We start from the raw sequence: 16,858 nt of genomic DNA on the forward strand, positions 1-16,858 counted from the left end.
AAGCCGGAGATGGCTATTCTGGGGTTACAGGGTGTGCGCGGGGGAACTGGCGTTACGTCCATTACGGCTGCACTCGCCTGGGCGCTGCAATTGCTCGGTGAAAGCGTGCTGGCGATCGACGCCAGCCCGGATAATATGCTGCGCTTTTTTTTCAACACCGATATCCATCATCAGGACGGCTGGGCCCGGTCGCTGCTTGACGGCCGTGACTGGCGCGACGCGGGTCTGCGCTATACGCAACATATCGATCTGCTGCCGTTTGGCCAGCTCAGCGCGGGCGAAAGAGAAAACGTCGACCAGCTGCTGCCCACCCTGGGAGCGATGACGGAGGCGGTACAGCAGCTGCAGGGCCAGTACCGCTGGCTGCTGCTGGATCTGCCGGCGGGCTATTCGCCGTTGACCCGCGAGCTGCTGACGCTCTGCGACCGCTCGCTGGTGGTGGTCCATCCCGACGCCAACAGCCATATCCGTTTGCACCAGCAGCCCTTTCCGGCCAACAGCGATATTCTGATTAACGATCTGCGGGTCGGCAGCCAGCTGCAGGAAGATCTCTACCAGCTGTGGCTCGAGAGCCAGCCGCGGATCCTGCCGGTGACCATTCACCGCGACGAGGCGATGGCCGAGTGCCTGGCGGCGAAACAGCCCCTTGGGGAGTATCGCCAGGACTCTCTGGCGGCGGAAGAGGTGCTGACCCTGGCGAACTGGTGCCTGATCCACTATGCCGGCGGGAGGGCGGTATGATCCGCCTCAGCACGCTGCTGTTGGCCCCGCCGGTGGGGGAACGGCTGCGCGCGCTATGACGATTACCGGCAGCATGGCGCCTCCTGGCTGTCGGCGTCGCTTGGCTGCCTGTGGGCATCGCTGGTCTGGGCGCTCATGCCGCTGGAGACGCCGCGCTGGCAGGCGATTCTGGCGCACCATGACACCTATTTCCCCCATATTAATCCGCACCGGCCACGGCTCCTGGATCCGCTGCGCTATCTGTTGCAATCCCTGTGGCTGCTGGCGACCCGCGTGCCGGAGCCGGAGAAAAAGGTCAACTGGCGTTCGCTGGCGGCGCTGGAAGGGGTGCATGGTCGCTACGCGCAATGGATGGAGAAACTGCCTGAGCAGGTTAACGCCCGCACCCGCCATCTGGATAAACAGAAAGAGCTGGCGCACCTCAATCCTAAACTGCGCCGGACAATCCTCGGAGTGGTGACTTGCTGCTCGCTGGTGCTGGCGCTGATGTGTATTACGCAGCCCTTTAACCCGCTGTCGCAATTTATCTTCCTGATGCTACTGTGGGGCGTGGCGCTGCTGGTGCGGCGCATCCCCGGCCGCTTCTCGGCGCTGATGCTGATCGTGCTGTCGCTGACGGTCTCGTGCCGCTATATCTGGTGGCGCTACACCTCGACGCTGAACTGGAACGACCCGGTAAGCCTGGTGTGCGGGATTATTTTGCTGTTCGCCGAGACCTACGCCTGGGTGGTGCTGGTGCTGGGCTACTTCCAGGTGGTCTGGCCGTTGAACCGCCAACCGGTGCCGCTGCCGGAGGACATGGATCTGTGGCCGACGGTGGATATCTTCGTCCCCACCTACAACGAAGATCTCAACGTGGTGAAAAACACCATCTATGCCTCGCAGGGCATCGACTGGCCGAAGGACAAGCTCAACATCTGGATCCTCGACGACGGCGGACGGGAAGCGTTTCGCCAGTTTGCCAAAGATGTCGGGGTGCACTACATCGCCCGTACCAGCCATGAGCACGCCAAGGCCGGTAACATCAACAATGCGCTGAAATACGCCAAAGGGGAGTTTGTCTCGATCTTTGACTGCGACCACGTGCCGACGCGCTCGTTTCTGCAGATGACCATGGGCTGGTTCCTGAAAGAGAAAGAGCTGGCGATGATGCAGACCCCGCACCATTTCTTCTCCCCAGACCCCTTTGAGCGCAACCTTGGCCGTTTTCGCAAAACGCCGAACGAAGGCACCCTGTTCTACGGCCTGGTACAGGACGGGAACGATATGTGGGACGCCACCTTCTTCTGCGGCTCCTGCGCCGTGATCCGCCGCGGCCCGCTGGATGAGATTGGCGGCATTGCCGTCGAAACGGTGACCGAAGATGCCCACACCTCGCTGCGCCTGCACCGACGCGGCTACACCTCCGCCTATATGCGTATTCCGCAGGCGGCGGGGCTGGCGACGGAGAGTTTGTCGGCGCACATTGGCCAGCGCATCCGCTGGGCGCGCGGCATGGTGCAGATTTTCCGTCTCGATAACCCGCTGTTTGGCAAGGGGCTGAAGCTGGCGCAGCGCGTCTGCTACGCCAACGCCATGCTCCACTTCCTCTCCGGTATTCCGCGCCTCATCTTCCTCACGGCGCCGCTGGCCTTTTTGCTGCTCCATGCCTATATCATTTATGCGCCGGCGCTGATGATCGCGCTGTTCGTGCTGCCGCATATGATCCACGCCAGCCTGACCAACTCGAAGATTCAGGGCAAATACCGCCATTCGTTCTGGAGTGAAATCTACGAGACGGTGCTCGCCTGGTATATCGCGCCGCCCACCTTTGTGGCGTTGATTAACCCGCATAAAGGCAAATTCAACGTCACCGCGAAGGGTGGGCTGGTGGAAGAGGAGTATGTCGACTGGGTGATCTCCCGGCCCTATATCTACCTCGTGCTGCTCAACCTGGTCGGCGTCGCGGTGGGGATCTGGCGCTTTATGTACGGCCCGGAAAACGAAATTCTCACCGTCTGGGTGAGTATTGTCTGGGTGTTCTACAACCTGATTATTCTTGGCGGCGCGGTGGCGGTCTCGGTCGAAAGCAAGCAGGTCCGCCGGTCGCATCGTGTCGAAATGAGCATGCCGGCGGCCATCGCCCGCGATGACGGCCATCTGTTCTCCTGCACCGTTCACGACTATTCCGACGGCGGGCTGGGGATCAAAATTCACAGCGACGCGCAGGTGCTGGAGGGGCAGAACGCCAGGCTGCTGCTCAAACGGGGACAGCAGGAGTATGTCTTCCCGGTGCGGGTCGCGCGGGTAAACGGCAACGAAGTGGGATTGCAGCTGCTGCCGTTGACCAACCAGCAGCATATCGATTTTGTGCAGTGTACGTTTGCCCGCGCCGATACGTGGGCGCTTTGGCAGGATAGCTTCCCGGAAGATAAGCCGATGGAAAGCCTGCTGGATATCCTCAAGCTGGGATTCCGTGGTTACCGTCACCTGGCGGAGTTTTCGCCGCCGTCGGTGAAGGTCATTTTCCGCGCGCTCACCTCGCTGGTGGCATGGATAGTGTCGTTTGTACCCCGACGCCCTGAACGCGCCGCGCCGACGCTCTCCGCAGACCCGGCAATGGCTCAACAATGATGATAATGCGATGAAAAGAAAACTTTCCTGGATGTGTGCAGTAGCGGTGGGCATGTGCAGCTGGTATCCGCTGGCCTCTTACGCGGCGCCGGCCGCCGTGGTGAACCCGGCTCCTGGCGTTCAGCCGCAGGCGGCCACCCCGCCCGCGCCGGTGACGATTGGCGAGCCGACGGCGACCCTCGCCGAACCGACCGCTCCGGCGGTGGTCGCCGAGAATATCCCGCAGCGGGAGGTGAAGCTGACCTTTGCCTCCATCGCGCCGCCTCCGGGCTGCATTGTGCTGCGCGGCTCACGGCCTGACGCCTCGGTCGAATTCGGCATGCGCAGCGATGAGCTGGTCGCCAACGCGCTGCTCAATCTGGAATATACCCCGTCGCCCTCACTGCTGCCCGTGCAGTCGCAGCTGAAAGTCTATCTCAACGATGAGCTGATGGGCGTTCTGCCCGTCACCAAAGAGCAGCTGGGGAAAAAGATCCGTGCGCAGCTGCCGATTGACCCGCTGTATATCACCGACTTCAACCGCATACGGCTGGAGTTTGTCGGCCACTATCGCGATGTCTGCGAAAACCCGGCCAGCAGCACGCTGTGGCTGGACGTCGGGCGCGAAAGCTATCTGGATCTCACCTACCAGTCGCTGAAGGTGCATAACGATCTGTCGCACTTCCCGGTACCGTTCTACGATCCGCGCGACAACCGCCCGCTGACGCTGCCGATGATTTTCCCGGGTTCGCCGGCGGTGGCCCAGCAGCAGGCGGCGGCGATTATCGCCTCATGGTTCGGCAGCAAGGCCGGCTGGCGCGGCCAGCAGTTCCCGGTCTATTTCAACGAACTGCCGGATCGTAACGCCATTGTCTTCGCCACCAACGACAAGCGTCCGGATTTCCTGCGCGATCATCCGCCGGTCAACGCGCCGACCATCGAAATGATCGACAACCCGAACGATCCTTACGTCAAGCTGCTGGTGATTTTCGGCCGCGATGATAAAGACCTGCTGCTGGCGGCGAAGGGGATTGCCCAGGGCAATATTCTGTTCCGCGGCAGCAGCGTCACCGTGGACGGCATCAAAACCCTGCAGCCGCGGCAGCCATACGATGCGCCAAACTGGGTGCGCACCGACCGCTCGGTCACCTTTGCTGAGCTGAAAACCTATGAGCAACAGCTGCAGTCCAGCGGGCTGGTGCCGGATGCCATCACCGTGGCGCTTAACCTGCCGCCGGATCTCTATCTGCTGCGGGCCAACGGCATCGATATGGATCTGAAATATCGCTACACCATGCCGCCGGTGAAGGACAGTTCGCGGATGGATATCAGCCTCAACGACCAGTTCCTGCAGTCGTTCAGCCTTAACAGCTCCCAGGACGTGAACAAACTGATCCTGCGCCTGCCGGTGCTGCAGGGGCTGCTGGACGGCAAATCGGAGGTCACCATCCCCGCGCTGCGTCTTGGGGCGGTGAACCAGCTGCGCTTTGACTTCCAGTACATGAACCCGATGCCCGGCGGCTCCATCGACAACTGTATTACCTTCCAGCCGGTGCAGAACCATGTGGTGATCGGCGACGATTCGACCATCGACTTCTCGAAGTATTATCACTTTATTGCGCTGCCGGACCTGCGCGTCTTCGCCAATGCGGGCTTCCCTTACAGCCGAATGGCTGACCTCGCTGACACCCTGGTGGTGGTGCCGAAGGCGCCGACCCAGGGCCAGGTGGCGACGCTGCTGCAGGCGCTGGGCGGCATCGGTTCGCAGACCGGCCTGGCGGCGATTAATCTGCAAATGACCGACGATGGCAACCAGATCAAGAATAAAGACGCGGATCTGCTGCTGATCGGCGCGATCCCTTCGTCTCTCAAGGACGATACCAAAATCAACCTGCTGGTCGAGGCGACCAAAAGCTGGGTGAAAATGCCGATGCGCCACTATGACCTGGCGAGCATTTATCCCGATGACGAGGCCCGCACGCCCAACACCCGCACCGACATCACCTCTTCCGGACCGATGGCGGCGGTGATTGGCTTCCAGTCGCCCTACAACGATCAGCGTAGCGTGGTGGCCCTGCTGGCCGACAGCCCGCGCGGTAATGAATTGCTGACCAACGCCCTCAACGACAGCGGTAAGCGGGCGGCGATGTTTGGCTCGGTGGCGGTGATCCGCGAATCCGGCGTCAACAGCCTGCGGGTGGGCGATGTTTACTATGTCGGCCATCTGCCCTGGTTCGAGCGCATCTGGTTCGCGCTCTCTAACCACCCGATACTGCTGGCGATCTTCGCCGCGGTCAGTATCGTGCTGCTGGCGTGGGTGCTGTGGCGCATGCTGCGCATTATCAGCCGCCGCCGCCTTAGCCTGGATGATGAATAAACGATGATGAAAGTACTTTGCGGCGCGGTGCTCTCCGCGCTGGTACTGGCGGCGGGCCAGGCGAGCGCCGCTTGCCAGTGGCCCGCCTGGGAGCAGTTTAAGAAAGCGTACGTCAGCCCCGAGGGGCGGGTGATCGACCCCAGCGATGCGCGCAAAATTTCCACTTCCGAAGGACAGAGCTATGGCCTGTTCTTTGCCCTGGCGGCCAACGATCGCGCGGGGTTCGACAAGCTGCTGACCTGGACGCAGAACAACCTGGCGGAGGGCGACCTGCGGCAGCATCTGCCGGGCTGGCTGTGGGGGAAAAAGGACGACGAACAGTGGACGCTGCTGGACAGCAATTCGGCATCCGACTCGGATCTGTGGATAGCCTGGGCGCTTCTGGAGGCGGGGCGCCTGTGGCAGCAGCCGCAGTACACCGAGACCGGGAAAGCGCTGCTGGCGCGGATTGTTGACGAAGAGACGGTGGCGGTGCCGGGCCTTGGCACGATGCTGCTGCCGGGAAAAGTCGGTTTTGCCGACGACAGCGGCTGGCGGTTTAATCCCAGCTATCTTCCGCCGCAGCTGGCCACCTATTTTGTGCGTTTTGGCGCGCCGTGGCCCACCCTGCGCGACACGAACCTGCGTCTGCTGCTGGAGACCGCGCCGAAAGGCTTTACCCCGGACTGGGTGCGCTATGAGAAAGGGAAAGGCTGGCAGCTGAAAACGGAGAAGCCGCTGATCGGCAGCTATGACGCGATTCGGGTCTACCTGTGGGTGGGCATGCTTCATGATGGCGATAAGCAAAAAGCGCGTCTGCTGGCCCGCTTTGCGCCGATGGCGGCGCAGACCACGGAGCAGGGGGTACCGCCGGAGAAAGTGAATATCGCCACCGGTAAAACCAGCGGCCAGGGGCCGGTGGGCTTCTCCGCGGTGATGCTGCCGTTTTTACAGAACGACGAGGCCCGGTCGGTGCAACGACAGCGCGTCGCCGATAACTATCCCGGCGCGGATGCCTACTACAGCGCGGTCCTGACGCTGTTCGGTCAGGGTTGGGATCAACACCGTTTTCGTTTCACTGCGGGTGGCGAATTACAACCTGACTGGAACCAGGAATGCGCAAGCTCTCACTAAGTTTACTCACGCTGTCCCTCGGCGTTGCGCTGCTGCCGTTAGCGCAGGCGGCGACGACGCCCGCCCAGGAACATCTGCTGGAGCAGGTGCGCCTCGGCGAGGCCAGCAATCGTGAAGACCTGGTGCGTCAGTCGCTATACCGTCTGGAGCTGATCGACCCCAACAACCCGGACCTGATTGCCGCGCGGATGCGCTATCTGCTGCGCCAGGGGGATACCGCCGGGGCGCAAAAAGAGCTGGAGCGACTGACGAAGCTGGCGCCGGATTCCCCTGAGCTGAAGGCGTCGCGCAATGAGATGAAAAGCAACACCGGCGAGGGCCGTCAGGCGCTGCAGCAGGCGCGCCTGCTGGGCGTGGCCGGGAAGGTCGATGAAGCCATCGCCGCCTATGAAAAACTGTTCGGCGGCGTGCCGGATGATGTTGATGCCGCTATTGAATACTGGACGCTGGTGGCGCGCCTGCCGGCCCGTCATAGCGAAGGCGTCAGCCAGCTGAAAAAACTGAACGCCAGCGCGCCGGGCAACGTCAGCCTGCTGACGGCGCTGGCGAAGCAGATGTTTGCCGATAACAAACCGCAGGAAGGGTTCGCCTATCTGGCGGAAATGGCCCGCTCAGCCTCAGGACGCGGTATCGCCGCCGATATGTGGTTCAGCGAAGTGAAAAGCATGCCGGTGAGCAAGGCCAGCGTGCAGGCGTTGCAGCAATTCCTGCTGCAGTTTCCTACCGGCTCGGTGGCGGCGAACGCCCGCGTCCTGCTTGACCAGCAGCAGGCGCAGCTGCAGGATCCGACGTTCCGCGCCCGCTCGGAAGGGCTGGCGGCGGTCAAATCCGGAAATACCTCGCAGGCGGTGGCGGATCTGCAGAAAGCCGTTCAGGCCGACAGCCGCGACAGCGATGCGGTGGGCGCCCTCGGCCAGGCCTATTCCCAGCGCGGCGACCGCGCGCGCGCGGTGGCCCAGCTCAATAAAGCGATTGCCATGGATCCCGACAGCCCGAATCGCGGCAAATGGGACAGCCTGCTGCAAACCAACCGCTACTGGCTGCTGATCAAGCAGGGGGATAACGCCCTGAAGGCCGGTCAGCTTTCACAGGCGCAGAATTATTATGCCCAGGCGCAGCGGGTCGATCGGACCGACAGCTATGCCGTGCTGGGGCTGGGCGACGTCGCGGCGGCGCGCAAAGAGGCGGCGGCGGCGGAGCGCTATTACCAGCAGGCGTTGCGCCTGGATCGCGGCAATAACCTGGCGGTGCGCGGCCTGGCCAACCTCTATCGCGCCGAATCGCCGGAGAAAGCCAGCGCCTGGATCGCTGGTCTTCCTGCCGCCCAGCGGCGCAGCATCGATGATATCGAGCGCAGCCTGACCAACGACCGGCTGGAGAAACAGGCGCAGGCCCTGGAGAGCCAGGGCAACTGGGCGCAGGCGGCGGAAGTTCAGCGTCGGCGCCTGGCGCTCGAGCCGGACAGCGTGTGGATAACCTACCGTCTGGCGCGGGATCTGGTCAGCGCCGGTGAGCGCCAGGAAGCCGATGCGCTGATGCGGACGATGGTCAACCGCCAGCCGCAGGATGCCGAACGGGTCTACGCCTCGGGGCTCTATCTGTCGGGGAACGACCAGGACGATCTGGCGCTGGCGCAAATCGCCGCTCTGCCGCGCAGCGCGTGGACGGATAACATTCGTGAACTTGAGGCGCGTTTGCAAAGCGACCGGGTGCTGCGCCAGGCGAACCAGCTGCGCGACAGCGGCGAGGAAGCGCAGGCGATCGCCCTCATCAAACAGCAGCCGGCCTCGGTGCGCTATGACCTGACGCTGGCCGACTGGGCCCAGCAGCGCGGGGACAACCAGACGGCGATTGCCGACTATCAGCGGGTGCTGCGTCAGGAAGCCGACAACGGCGATGCGCGCCTCGGCCTTGCGGAAGTCTATCTGGCCGAGGGCGATAAACAGGCCGCCCGGGCGCAGGTCATGCAGCTGAAAGGCGCAGAGGCCGAATCCATGAATATGCAGCGGCGGGTCGCCCTGGCGCGAGCTGGCCTTGGCGATACCGCGGACGCCCAACAGATTTTTAACCAGATTGTGCCGCAGGCGAAGGCGCAGCCGCCCTCGATGGAGAGCGCGCTGGTGCTGCGCGATGCCGCGCGCTTTGCCACCCGGAACGGGGAGCCGCAGCAGGCGCTGACCCACTACCGGGAGGCGATGGTGGCCTCCGGCATCACCCCCGCGCAGCCGCAGGATAACGATACCTTTACCCGGCTGACGCGCAACGACAGCCGGGATGACTGGCTGAAGCGCGGGATCCGCAGCGATGCCGCCGACCTTTATCGCCAGCAGGATCTGAACGTCACCCTGGAACACGACTTTTGGGGATCCAGCGGCACCGGCGGCTATTCCGACCTCAAGGCGCATACCACCATGCTGCAGGTGGATGCCCCGCTGGCGGATGGCCGGATGTTCTTCCGCACCGACCTGGTCAATATGGATGCCGGCAGCTTTTCCACCCACAGCGACGGGAGCTACTCGCCCAGCTGGGGCACCTGCGGGGAGATCGCCTGTACCAGCGGCAGTAAAAATCAGACCGACAGCGGGGCCAGCGTAGCGGTCGGCTGGAAGAATGACACCTGGAGCGGCGATATCGGCACCACGCCGATGGGCTTCAATGTCGTCGATGTGGTCGGCGGCCTGAGCTACAGCAGCGACGTCGGGCCGGGGGGGTACACGGTCAACGTGCACCGGCGGCCCATCTCCAGCTCGCTGCTCTCCTTTGGCGGGCAGAAAGACAGCAACAGCCACACTGGCACCACCTGGGGCGGCGTTCGCGCCGACGGCGGCGGTGTGAGCCTCAGCTATGACCGGGGCGAAGCGCACGGTATCTGGTCCTCGCTGGGGGCCGACTCGCTGACCGGTAAAAACGTGGCGGATAACTGGCGCGTGCGCTGGATGACCGGCTACTACTATAAGGTGATTAACGAGAATAATCGTCGCGTCACCGTCGGCCTCAACAATATGATCTGGCACTACGACAAAGATCTCAGCGGCTACACCCTCGGCCAGGGCGGCTATTACAGCCCGCAGGAGTATCTCTCGTTCGCTGTGCCGGTGACCTGGCGTCAGCGCACGGAGAACTGGTCCTGGGAACTCGGCGGATCGGTCTCATGGTCCCATTCGCGTACCCAGACGCAAGCCCGCTATCCGCTGCTGAACCTGATCCCGTCCGACTACCGGCAGCGCGCCAGCGAACTGACGGAGGAGGGCGGCAGCAGCCAGGGATTCGGTTACACCGCCAGAGCGCTGGTGGAGCGGCGGGTGACCAGCAACTGGTTCGTTGGCGCCGCGGTCGATATTCAGCAGGCGAAGGACTACACCCCGAGCCATGCGCTGCTTTACGTGCGCTATTCGGCGGCCGGCTGGCAGGGGGATCTGGATATGCCGCCCCAGCCGCTGGTGCCTTACGCCGACTGGTAGCAGAATAGGCTGAATTACGTCACAGAGCACCACTCCACGGCGCGCTTCGCGTATACTCGTGAGGCGTTGCCCACCGTCGGCCGCCGGGGAGGTCTCTCCGGCGTCTGCGCCACCGCGCGGAGCTATCCCGTCACTTCATCCCTCGCGGGCGTGGGCGAAGGATTTAAGTATATAATCAGCCTGAAACGACCGGGATTGAAGGATTAATGCCGGGTATGCATTCAGTATCAGTGGAGAACACCGTTGCGCGTCAGCCGTTCACTTACAATCAAACAGATGGCGATGGTCGCGAGCGTGTCCATGGCCTTTGTATTGGTTTTTTGCACTATTTTGCTGTTTCACTTTGTGCAACAGAGTCGCTTTACCACGGCCACGCAGTTAGAAAGTATCGCGCGATCCGTTCGCGAACCGCTGTCTGCGGCTATTCTGAAAGCCGATATTCCGGAAGCGGAAGCCATTTTAAGCCGTATCCAGCCTGCTGGCATCGTCAGCCGGGCGGATGTCGTCTTGCCCAACCAGTTCCAGGCGCTGCGGATGCGGTTTATCCCTGAGCGGTCGGTGCCGGTGACCATCACCCGGCTGTTTGAGCTGCCGGTGCAGATTTCGCTGCCCATTTATTCGCTGGAGCGGCCGGCCAACCCGCAGCCGCTGGCCTATCTGGTGCTGCAGGCTGACTCCTATCGCATGTATAAATTCGTCATGAGCGCCCTTGCTACGTTGGTGACTGCTTACTTACTTCTGGTGCTGATGCTAACGGTGGCGCTCACCTGGTGCATCAACCGGCTGATGGTTCGCCCCCTGCGGCGTATCGCCCGCGAGCTGAACGATCTCTCCCAGCAGGAGCGTCTTGGCCATCAGCTGACCCTCCCGCGCCTGCACCATGACGACGAGATCGGCATGCTGGTGCGCAGCTATAACCGCAACCAGCAGAGTCTGGTGCGCCAGCATGATGAGCTGTCCATCCAGTCGACCCGCTTCCCGGTCTCCGAGCTGCCGAATAAAGCCTTTTTGCTGGCGATGCTGGAGCAGACGGTGGCCCGCCCGCAGAGCGCCGCGCTGATCGTCGTCGCCTGTGAAACCCTGCAGGACGCCGCCGGCGTGCTCAAGGAGAGCCAGCGCGAAATGCTGCTCCTGACGCTGGTGGAGAAGCTGCGCGCCGCGATCCCGCCGCAGATGGTGCTGGCCCAGGTAAGCGGCTATGACTTCGCCATTCTCGCCGATGGCCTCGCCGAATCCTGGCAGGCGGTGACGATAAGTAAGCAAGTGCTCACTATTATTAATGAACGTTTACCGCTGCATGGTCTGCAGCTGCGGCCCTACGCCAGCGTCGGGATCGCCATGTTCCACCCCGGTCTCAGCGCCGAACAGTTTTACCGGCGCGCGGTCTCGGCCGCGGTCACCGCAAGACGCAAAGGTAAAAATCAGATTGAGTTCTTCGATCCCGAGCAGATGGAAAAGGCTCAGCGCCGCCTGATGGAAGAGCACGAAATTATGACCGCCCTCGACAACCAGCAGTTCGCGATCTGGCTGCAGCCGCAGGTGGCCTGCGCCAGCGGCGAGCTCTGCGGCGCCGAGGTGCTGCTGCGCCAGCGGCAGGCGGATGGCAGCTGGTCGCTACCGCCGGCGCTGATTGAGCGCATTGAGTCCTGCGGGCTGATTATCCCGGTCGGCTACTGGGTGATGGAAGAGGCCTGCCGCCAGCTGGCCGCCTGGCAAAGCCAGGGCATTATGCTGCCGCTGTCGGTCAATGTTTCCCTGCTCCAGCTGCTGGAGCACGACCGTGGCGAGGAGATGCTGAAGCTGATCGCCCGCTACCGCATTGCGCCGGGCACCCTCATCCTTGAGGTGACGGAGAGCTGCCGGATGGACGATCCGCAGGATGTGATGGCGCGGTTGCGGCCTCTGCGCGAGGCCGGCGTGCGGATTGCGCTGGATGATTTTGGCATGGGTTATGCCGGGTTGCACCAGCTGCAGCAGATGAAGGCTCTGCCGGTGGATATTCTGAAAATTGATAAGGTATTCATCGATATGCTGCCGGAGGATGTCAGCATGGTGCCGGCGATCATCCAGCTCGCGCGCGGCCTGTCGCTGCGCATTGTGGCGGAAGGGGTGGAAACGGAAGACCAGTATCGCTGGTTGCAAGCCGCCGGCGTCGAGGTGCTCCAGGGCCACCTGTTCGGTTGCGCTTTACCGCAGGAGGCGTTCAGCGCCCGCTATTTATCCCCGGTCCGCGAAGATGCAAATTTGTAAATGTTTTGTTGACTTGTGCGAGTCAGCTCAAAGATTTTAACAATCGCGTTGCACTTTCGACGTTAGTTATTTCTGAAATGTTTCCAGGGTGTTATTTTTAAGCCACAGACGCCAAATATCCCTTCTTGCTCTGTGGTTATTCCCAAAGGACACCCTATGAAAACCTCTATCTTTAAAAGCCTCTATGTCCAGGTTCTGACGGCCATAGCGATCGGTATTCTGCTGGGCCATTTTTACCCGGAACTGGGCGCGCAAATGAAACCCTTCGGCGACGCCTTCGTTAAGCTGATTAAAATGGTGATTGCTCCGGTTATCTTCTGTACCGTCGTGACGGGGATCGCCGGAATGGAGAGCATGAAAGCCGTTGGCCGTACCGGGGCGGTGGCGTTGCTCTATTTCGAAGTGGTCAGCACCATCGCGCTGATTATCGGTCTGGTTATTGTCAACGTGGTGCAGCCGGGGGCCGGGATGAACGTCGACCCGTCGACGCTCGATGCGAAAGCGGTGGCGGTGTACGCTGAGCAGGCGAAAGACCAGGGGGTGGTGGCCTTTTTACTGGATGTGATCCCGGGCAGCGTCATTGGCGCCTTCGCCAGCGGCAACATCCTTCAGGTTCTGCTGTTCGCCGTTCTGTTTGGCTTTGCCCTGCATCGTCTGGGCAGTAAGGGCCAGCTGATTTTCAACGTCATTGAAAGTTTCTCGCAGGTCATCTTCGGCATCATCAATATGATCATGCGCCTGGCGCCGATCGGCGCCTTCGGGGCCATGGCCTTCACCATCGGTAAATATGGCGTCGGCACCCTGGTGCAGCTGGGCCAGCTGATCATCTGCTTCTATATCACCTGTATCCTGTTCGTGGTGGTGGTGCTGGGGTCAATCGCCAAAGCCACCGGCTTCAGCATCTTTAAATTTATCCGCTATATCCGCGAAGAGCTGCTGATCGTGCTGGGGACCTCTTCATCCGAATCGGCGCTGCCGCGCATGCTCGACAAGATGGAGAAGCTCGGCTGTCGTAAATCGGTGGTGGGCCTGGTGATCCCGACCGGCTATTCGTTCAACCTCGACGGCACCTCTATCTATCTGACGATGGCGGCGGTCTTTATCGCCCAGGCGACCAACAGCCATATGGATATTTTCCATCAAATCACCCTGCTGGTGGTGCTGCTGCTCTCCTCGAAAGGGGCGGCGGGAGTGACCGGCAGCGGCTTCATCGTGCTGGCGGCGACCATCTCGGCCGTCGGGCATTTGCCGGTGGCTGGCCTGGCGCTGATCCTCGGTATTGACCGCTTTATGTCCGAAGCCCGTGCGCTGACTAACCTGGTGGGTAACGGCGTCGCTACGGTGGTGGTCGCGAAATGGGTTAAAGAACTCGATGCCAAACAGATGGATGATGTGCTGAATAACCGTGTTCCCGCGAACAAAACGCACGAATTATCCTCTTAAATCCTCCTCTTAGGCCCGTACTCCCTTGCTGGAGTACGGGCTCCTGCGCATAATTAGAGGTCATTTCCGCCCGGCGGGAATGACACGAAATGATTATTTTACGTTGTCATGCGACATTTTCGTCTCCGTGTGGTCTAACCGACGTATTTCACTCTCACTTTTTTCGGCAGCCCGTCAGTGGGATGCTGTTGTAACCAGGAATGTTCATCAGGGGTTCACATGCAGGGCACAACAATTAAACTCTTAACGGGCGGTTTGCTGATGGTAGCGGCGGCCGGTTATGTGCAGGCAGAAGCGCTCCAGCCTGATCCGGCCTGGCAACAAGGGACCTTAGCGAATGGGTTGTCGTGGCAGGTGCTGGCCACGCCGCAGCGTCCCAGCGACCGTATCGAAGTCCGTCTGTCCGTGAATATTGGCTCGCTGAGCGAAAGCACTCAGCAGAGCGGCTTCAGCCGTTTTATTCCCCGTCTGGCGTTGACGCAAAGCGGCAGCCTGCCGACGATGCAGGCGCGCTCGCTGTGGCAGCAGAGTATTGACCCGAAGCGTCCTCTGCCGCCGGCCATCGTCTCCTACGATTACACGATGTTTAATCTCAGCCTGCCGAATAACCGCAACGATCTGCTGAAAGAGGCGCTGAGCTGGCTGGCGGACGCCAGCGGTAAACTGACCATTACGCCTGAATCGATCAATCACGCGCTGCAGGGCAACGACATGGTGGCGACCTGGCCGCTGGATACCAAAGAGGGCTGGTGGCGCTATCGCCTCAAGGGCTCCACCATGCTGGGCCACGATCCCGCCGCGCCGCTGAAGCAGCCGATCGACGTGGCGCATCTGAAAGACTTTTATCAAAAATGGTACACCCCCGACGCCATGACGCTGATCGTGGTGGGTAACGTCGACAGCCGCAGCGTCGCTGAGCAAATCAGCAAAACCTTTGGCGATCTGAAGGGCAAGCGGGAAACGCCCGCGGCGGTGCCGACCTTATCGCCGCTGCCCACCGTGCCGGTCAGCATCATGACCAGCGCCGTGCGCCAGGACAAACTGTCCATCATGTGGGACGCCCCCTGGCAGCCGATCCGCGACTCCGCGGCGCTGCAGCGCTACTGGCGCGACGACCTCGCCCGCGAAGCGCTGTTCTGGCACGTGCAGCAGAGCCTGAGTAAAAATAACGTCAAGGATATTGGTCTTGGTTTTGACTGCCGGGTGCTCTATCAGCGCGCGCAATGCGCCATCAACATCGAATCGCCGGGCGAGCGCCTGAATAACAACCTGAGCGTGGTCTCGCGCGAGCTGGCGAAAGTGCGCGACAACGGCCTGCCGCAGGAGGAGTTTGACGCGCTTATCGCTCAGAAAAGCCTCGAGCTGCAGAAGCTGTTTGCCACCTATGCGCGCACCGATACCGACATTCTGATGAGCCAGCGCATGCGCTCCCTGCAAAATCAGGTGGTGGATATCGCGCCGGAGCAGTACCAGAAGCTGCGTCAGGAGTTCCTCAACTCCCTGACGGTGGACATGCTGAACCAGTACCTGCGTCAGCAACTGTCTCAGGATATGGCGCTGGTGTTGCAGCAGCCGAAAGGCGAACCGGAATACAACATGAAGGAGCTGCAGGCCACGTGGGAAAAACTGATGGCGCCGAGTCCGGCGACCGCAGCGACCAGCGGCAGCGCCGATACGGTTGACGCCCACAGCGAGGCCAGCGACATCCCGTCGGGGCAGTAACCTGACGCCTCTCCGGCGCGCCAGCGGCGGCCGGAGAGCGCTTACAGGTGAGGATTATTGCGGCATTGCTTCCCGGGGGATGATCGCCCCGCGATACTGGATCACCGTGCTGGCGGTCAGATGTCCGCGTCTGGCGGCGGATTCAGCATCGCCGCCGGTCAGGCGCACGGCCAGATAGCCGGCGCTGAAGGAGTCGCCGGCGGCAGTGGTATCCACCACTTTCTCTTTGGCCAGCTTGACGGCCGGCACTTCTCGCAGCGGTTGCCCGCTCACCGAGACCAGGCAGGCATCCGCTCCGCGCTTCACCACCACCTCTTCCACGCCGGCGGCGTGGGTGCGGGCGATCACCTCGGCGACCGGTTTTTCCCCCCACAGCGCGTCTTCATCATCGAGGGTCAGAAACGCGATATCGGTGCAGGCGAGCATCTCCTGATAGACCTGCTGCGTCTCCGCCTGGCTGGCCCACAGGCGCGGGCGATAGTTGTTGTCGAAGATCACCTTGCCGCCGTTGCCGCGGCACTCACGCAGCAGCGTGAACAGCCTGGCACGACTGGCCGGGCTGAGAATGGCGAGGCTGATGCCGCTCAGGTAGAGATAGTCGAACGTGGCCAGCTCTTCGCAAATCGCCGCCGCGCGATCGCTCTCCAGCCAGAATTTTGCCGCCGCCTCGTTGCGCCAGTAGTAGAAGGTGCGCTCGCCGGCGTCATCGGTTTCAATGTAATACAGCCCCGGCAGGCGGTCGGCCATCCGCTGGATCAGGCTGGTGTTGACGTTTTCCTGCTGCCAACTGTCGAGCATCTGCTGGCTGAACGCATCGGTTCCCAGCGCGGTGACGTAGTGGACGCTCAGCGCGCTGGCATCCGTCTGCCGCGCGATATAGACCGAGGTGTTTAAGGTATCGCCGCCAAAGCCGCGGTTAACGGCCCCGTTCTTCTCTGACAGCTCAATCATGCATTCGCCAATGACGGCAATTTTTTTAGACATAGCCAGAACCTGCAATGGAATCGATATAAGCGCTAGTGTGCGCTGCGCTGTTTTGCTGGTCAATCATATTAAAACATCGTTCCATTATTTTTTTGACCTGACGCGCGTAATGTGACGAAAAGCGCATTTCCAGGAGAAACGCCGCTTTTTGACTATATTCAGGACTGACGTGATG

At 61.5% G+C, this 16,858-nt stretch carries 8 protein-coding genes and 1 pseudogene; 8 read left to right on the forward strand and 1 reads right to left on the reverse strand.

The window, feature by feature from the left end:
- Positions 1–9: 9 nt before the first annotated feature.
- The 8 genes and pseudogenes from bcsQ to ABLV54_RS13625 all read left to right on the forward strand — a co-directional run bounded on the left by bcsQ (position 10) and on the right by ABLV54_RS13625 (position 15,699).
- Positions 10–741: a cellulose biosynthesis protein BcsQ gene (bcsQ, locus tag ABLV54_RS13590; RefSeq protein ID WP_072421040.1), complete on the forward strand. Its 732-nt coding sequence runs from the start codon at positions 10–12 to the stop codon at positions 739–741.
- A pseudogene (gene bcsA / locus ABLV54_RS13595) lies at positions 738–3,354 on the forward strand (UDP-forming cellulose synthase catalytic subunit). The gene bcsQ and the pseudogene bcsA overlap by 4 nt, the downstream one beginning before the upstream one ends.
- 10 nt (positions 3,355–3,364) lie before the next feature.
- On the forward strand, positions 3,365–5,710 hold the full coding sequence (gene bcsB / locus ABLV54_RS13600) for a cellulose biosynthesis cyclic di-GMP-binding regulatory protein BcsB (RefSeq protein ID WP_348814182.1): 2,346 nt from the start codon (positions 3,365–3,367) through the stop codon (positions 5,708–5,710).
- Between the two features lie 3 nt (positions 5,711–5,713).
- A complete protein-coding gene (gene bcsZ, locus ABLV54_RS13605) occupies positions 5,714–6,823 on the forward strand; it encodes a cellulose synthase complex periplasmic endoglucanase BcsZ (RefSeq protein WP_023291293.1) in 1,110 nt (369 codons plus the stop codon).
- Complete coding sequence (gene bcsC / locus ABLV54_RS13610; RefSeq protein WP_101881349.1) at positions 6,805–10,284, forward strand: cellulose synthase complex outer membrane protein BcsC; 3,480 nt, start codon at positions 6,805–6,807, stop codon at positions 10,282–10,284. Before bcsZ ends, bcsC begins: the two co-directional genes overlap by 19 nt.
- A 243-nt stretch (positions 10,285–10,527) precedes the next feature.
- Complete coding sequence (hmsP, locus tag ABLV54_RS13615) at positions 10,528–12,534, forward strand: biofilm formation regulator HmsP (protein WP_044525008.1); 2,007 nt, start codon at positions 10,528–10,530, stop codon at positions 12,532–12,534.
- Between the two features lie 156 nt (positions 12,535–12,690).
- Positions 12,691–13,977, forward strand: coding sequence for a dicarboxylate/amino acid:cation symporter (locus ABLV54_RS13620; RefSeq protein ID WP_023291290.1), 1,287 nt, complete (start codon positions 12,691–12,693; stop codon positions 13,975–13,977).
- 219 nt (positions 13,978–14,196) lie between these two features.
- Positions 14,197–15,699 carry a pitrilysin family protein gene (locus ABLV54_RS13625; protein ID WP_023291289.1) on the forward strand — a complete coding sequence of 501 codons (1,503 nt, stop codon included), beginning with the start codon at positions 14,197–14,199 and terminating at the stop codon, positions 15,697–15,699.
- A 54-nt stretch (positions 15,700–15,753) separates the two neighbouring features.
- Here the strand turns inward: ABLV54_RS13625 and ABLV54_RS13630 are convergent, their stop codons facing one another.
- Positions 15,754–16,683: a sugar kinase gene (locus tag ABLV54_RS13630; protein WP_044525007.1), complete on the reverse strand. Its 930-nt coding sequence runs from the start codon at positions 16,681–16,683 to the stop codon at positions 15,754–15,756.
- Positions 16,684–16,858 lie beyond the last annotated feature (175 nt).

The organism is Klebsiella sp. JB_Kp042 (genome assembly GCF_040065275.1).
In the GTDB taxonomy this organism is placed as follows: Bacteria; Pseudomonadota; Gammaproteobacteria; order Enterobacterales; family Enterobacteriaceae; genus Klebsiella; species Klebsiella quasipneumoniae.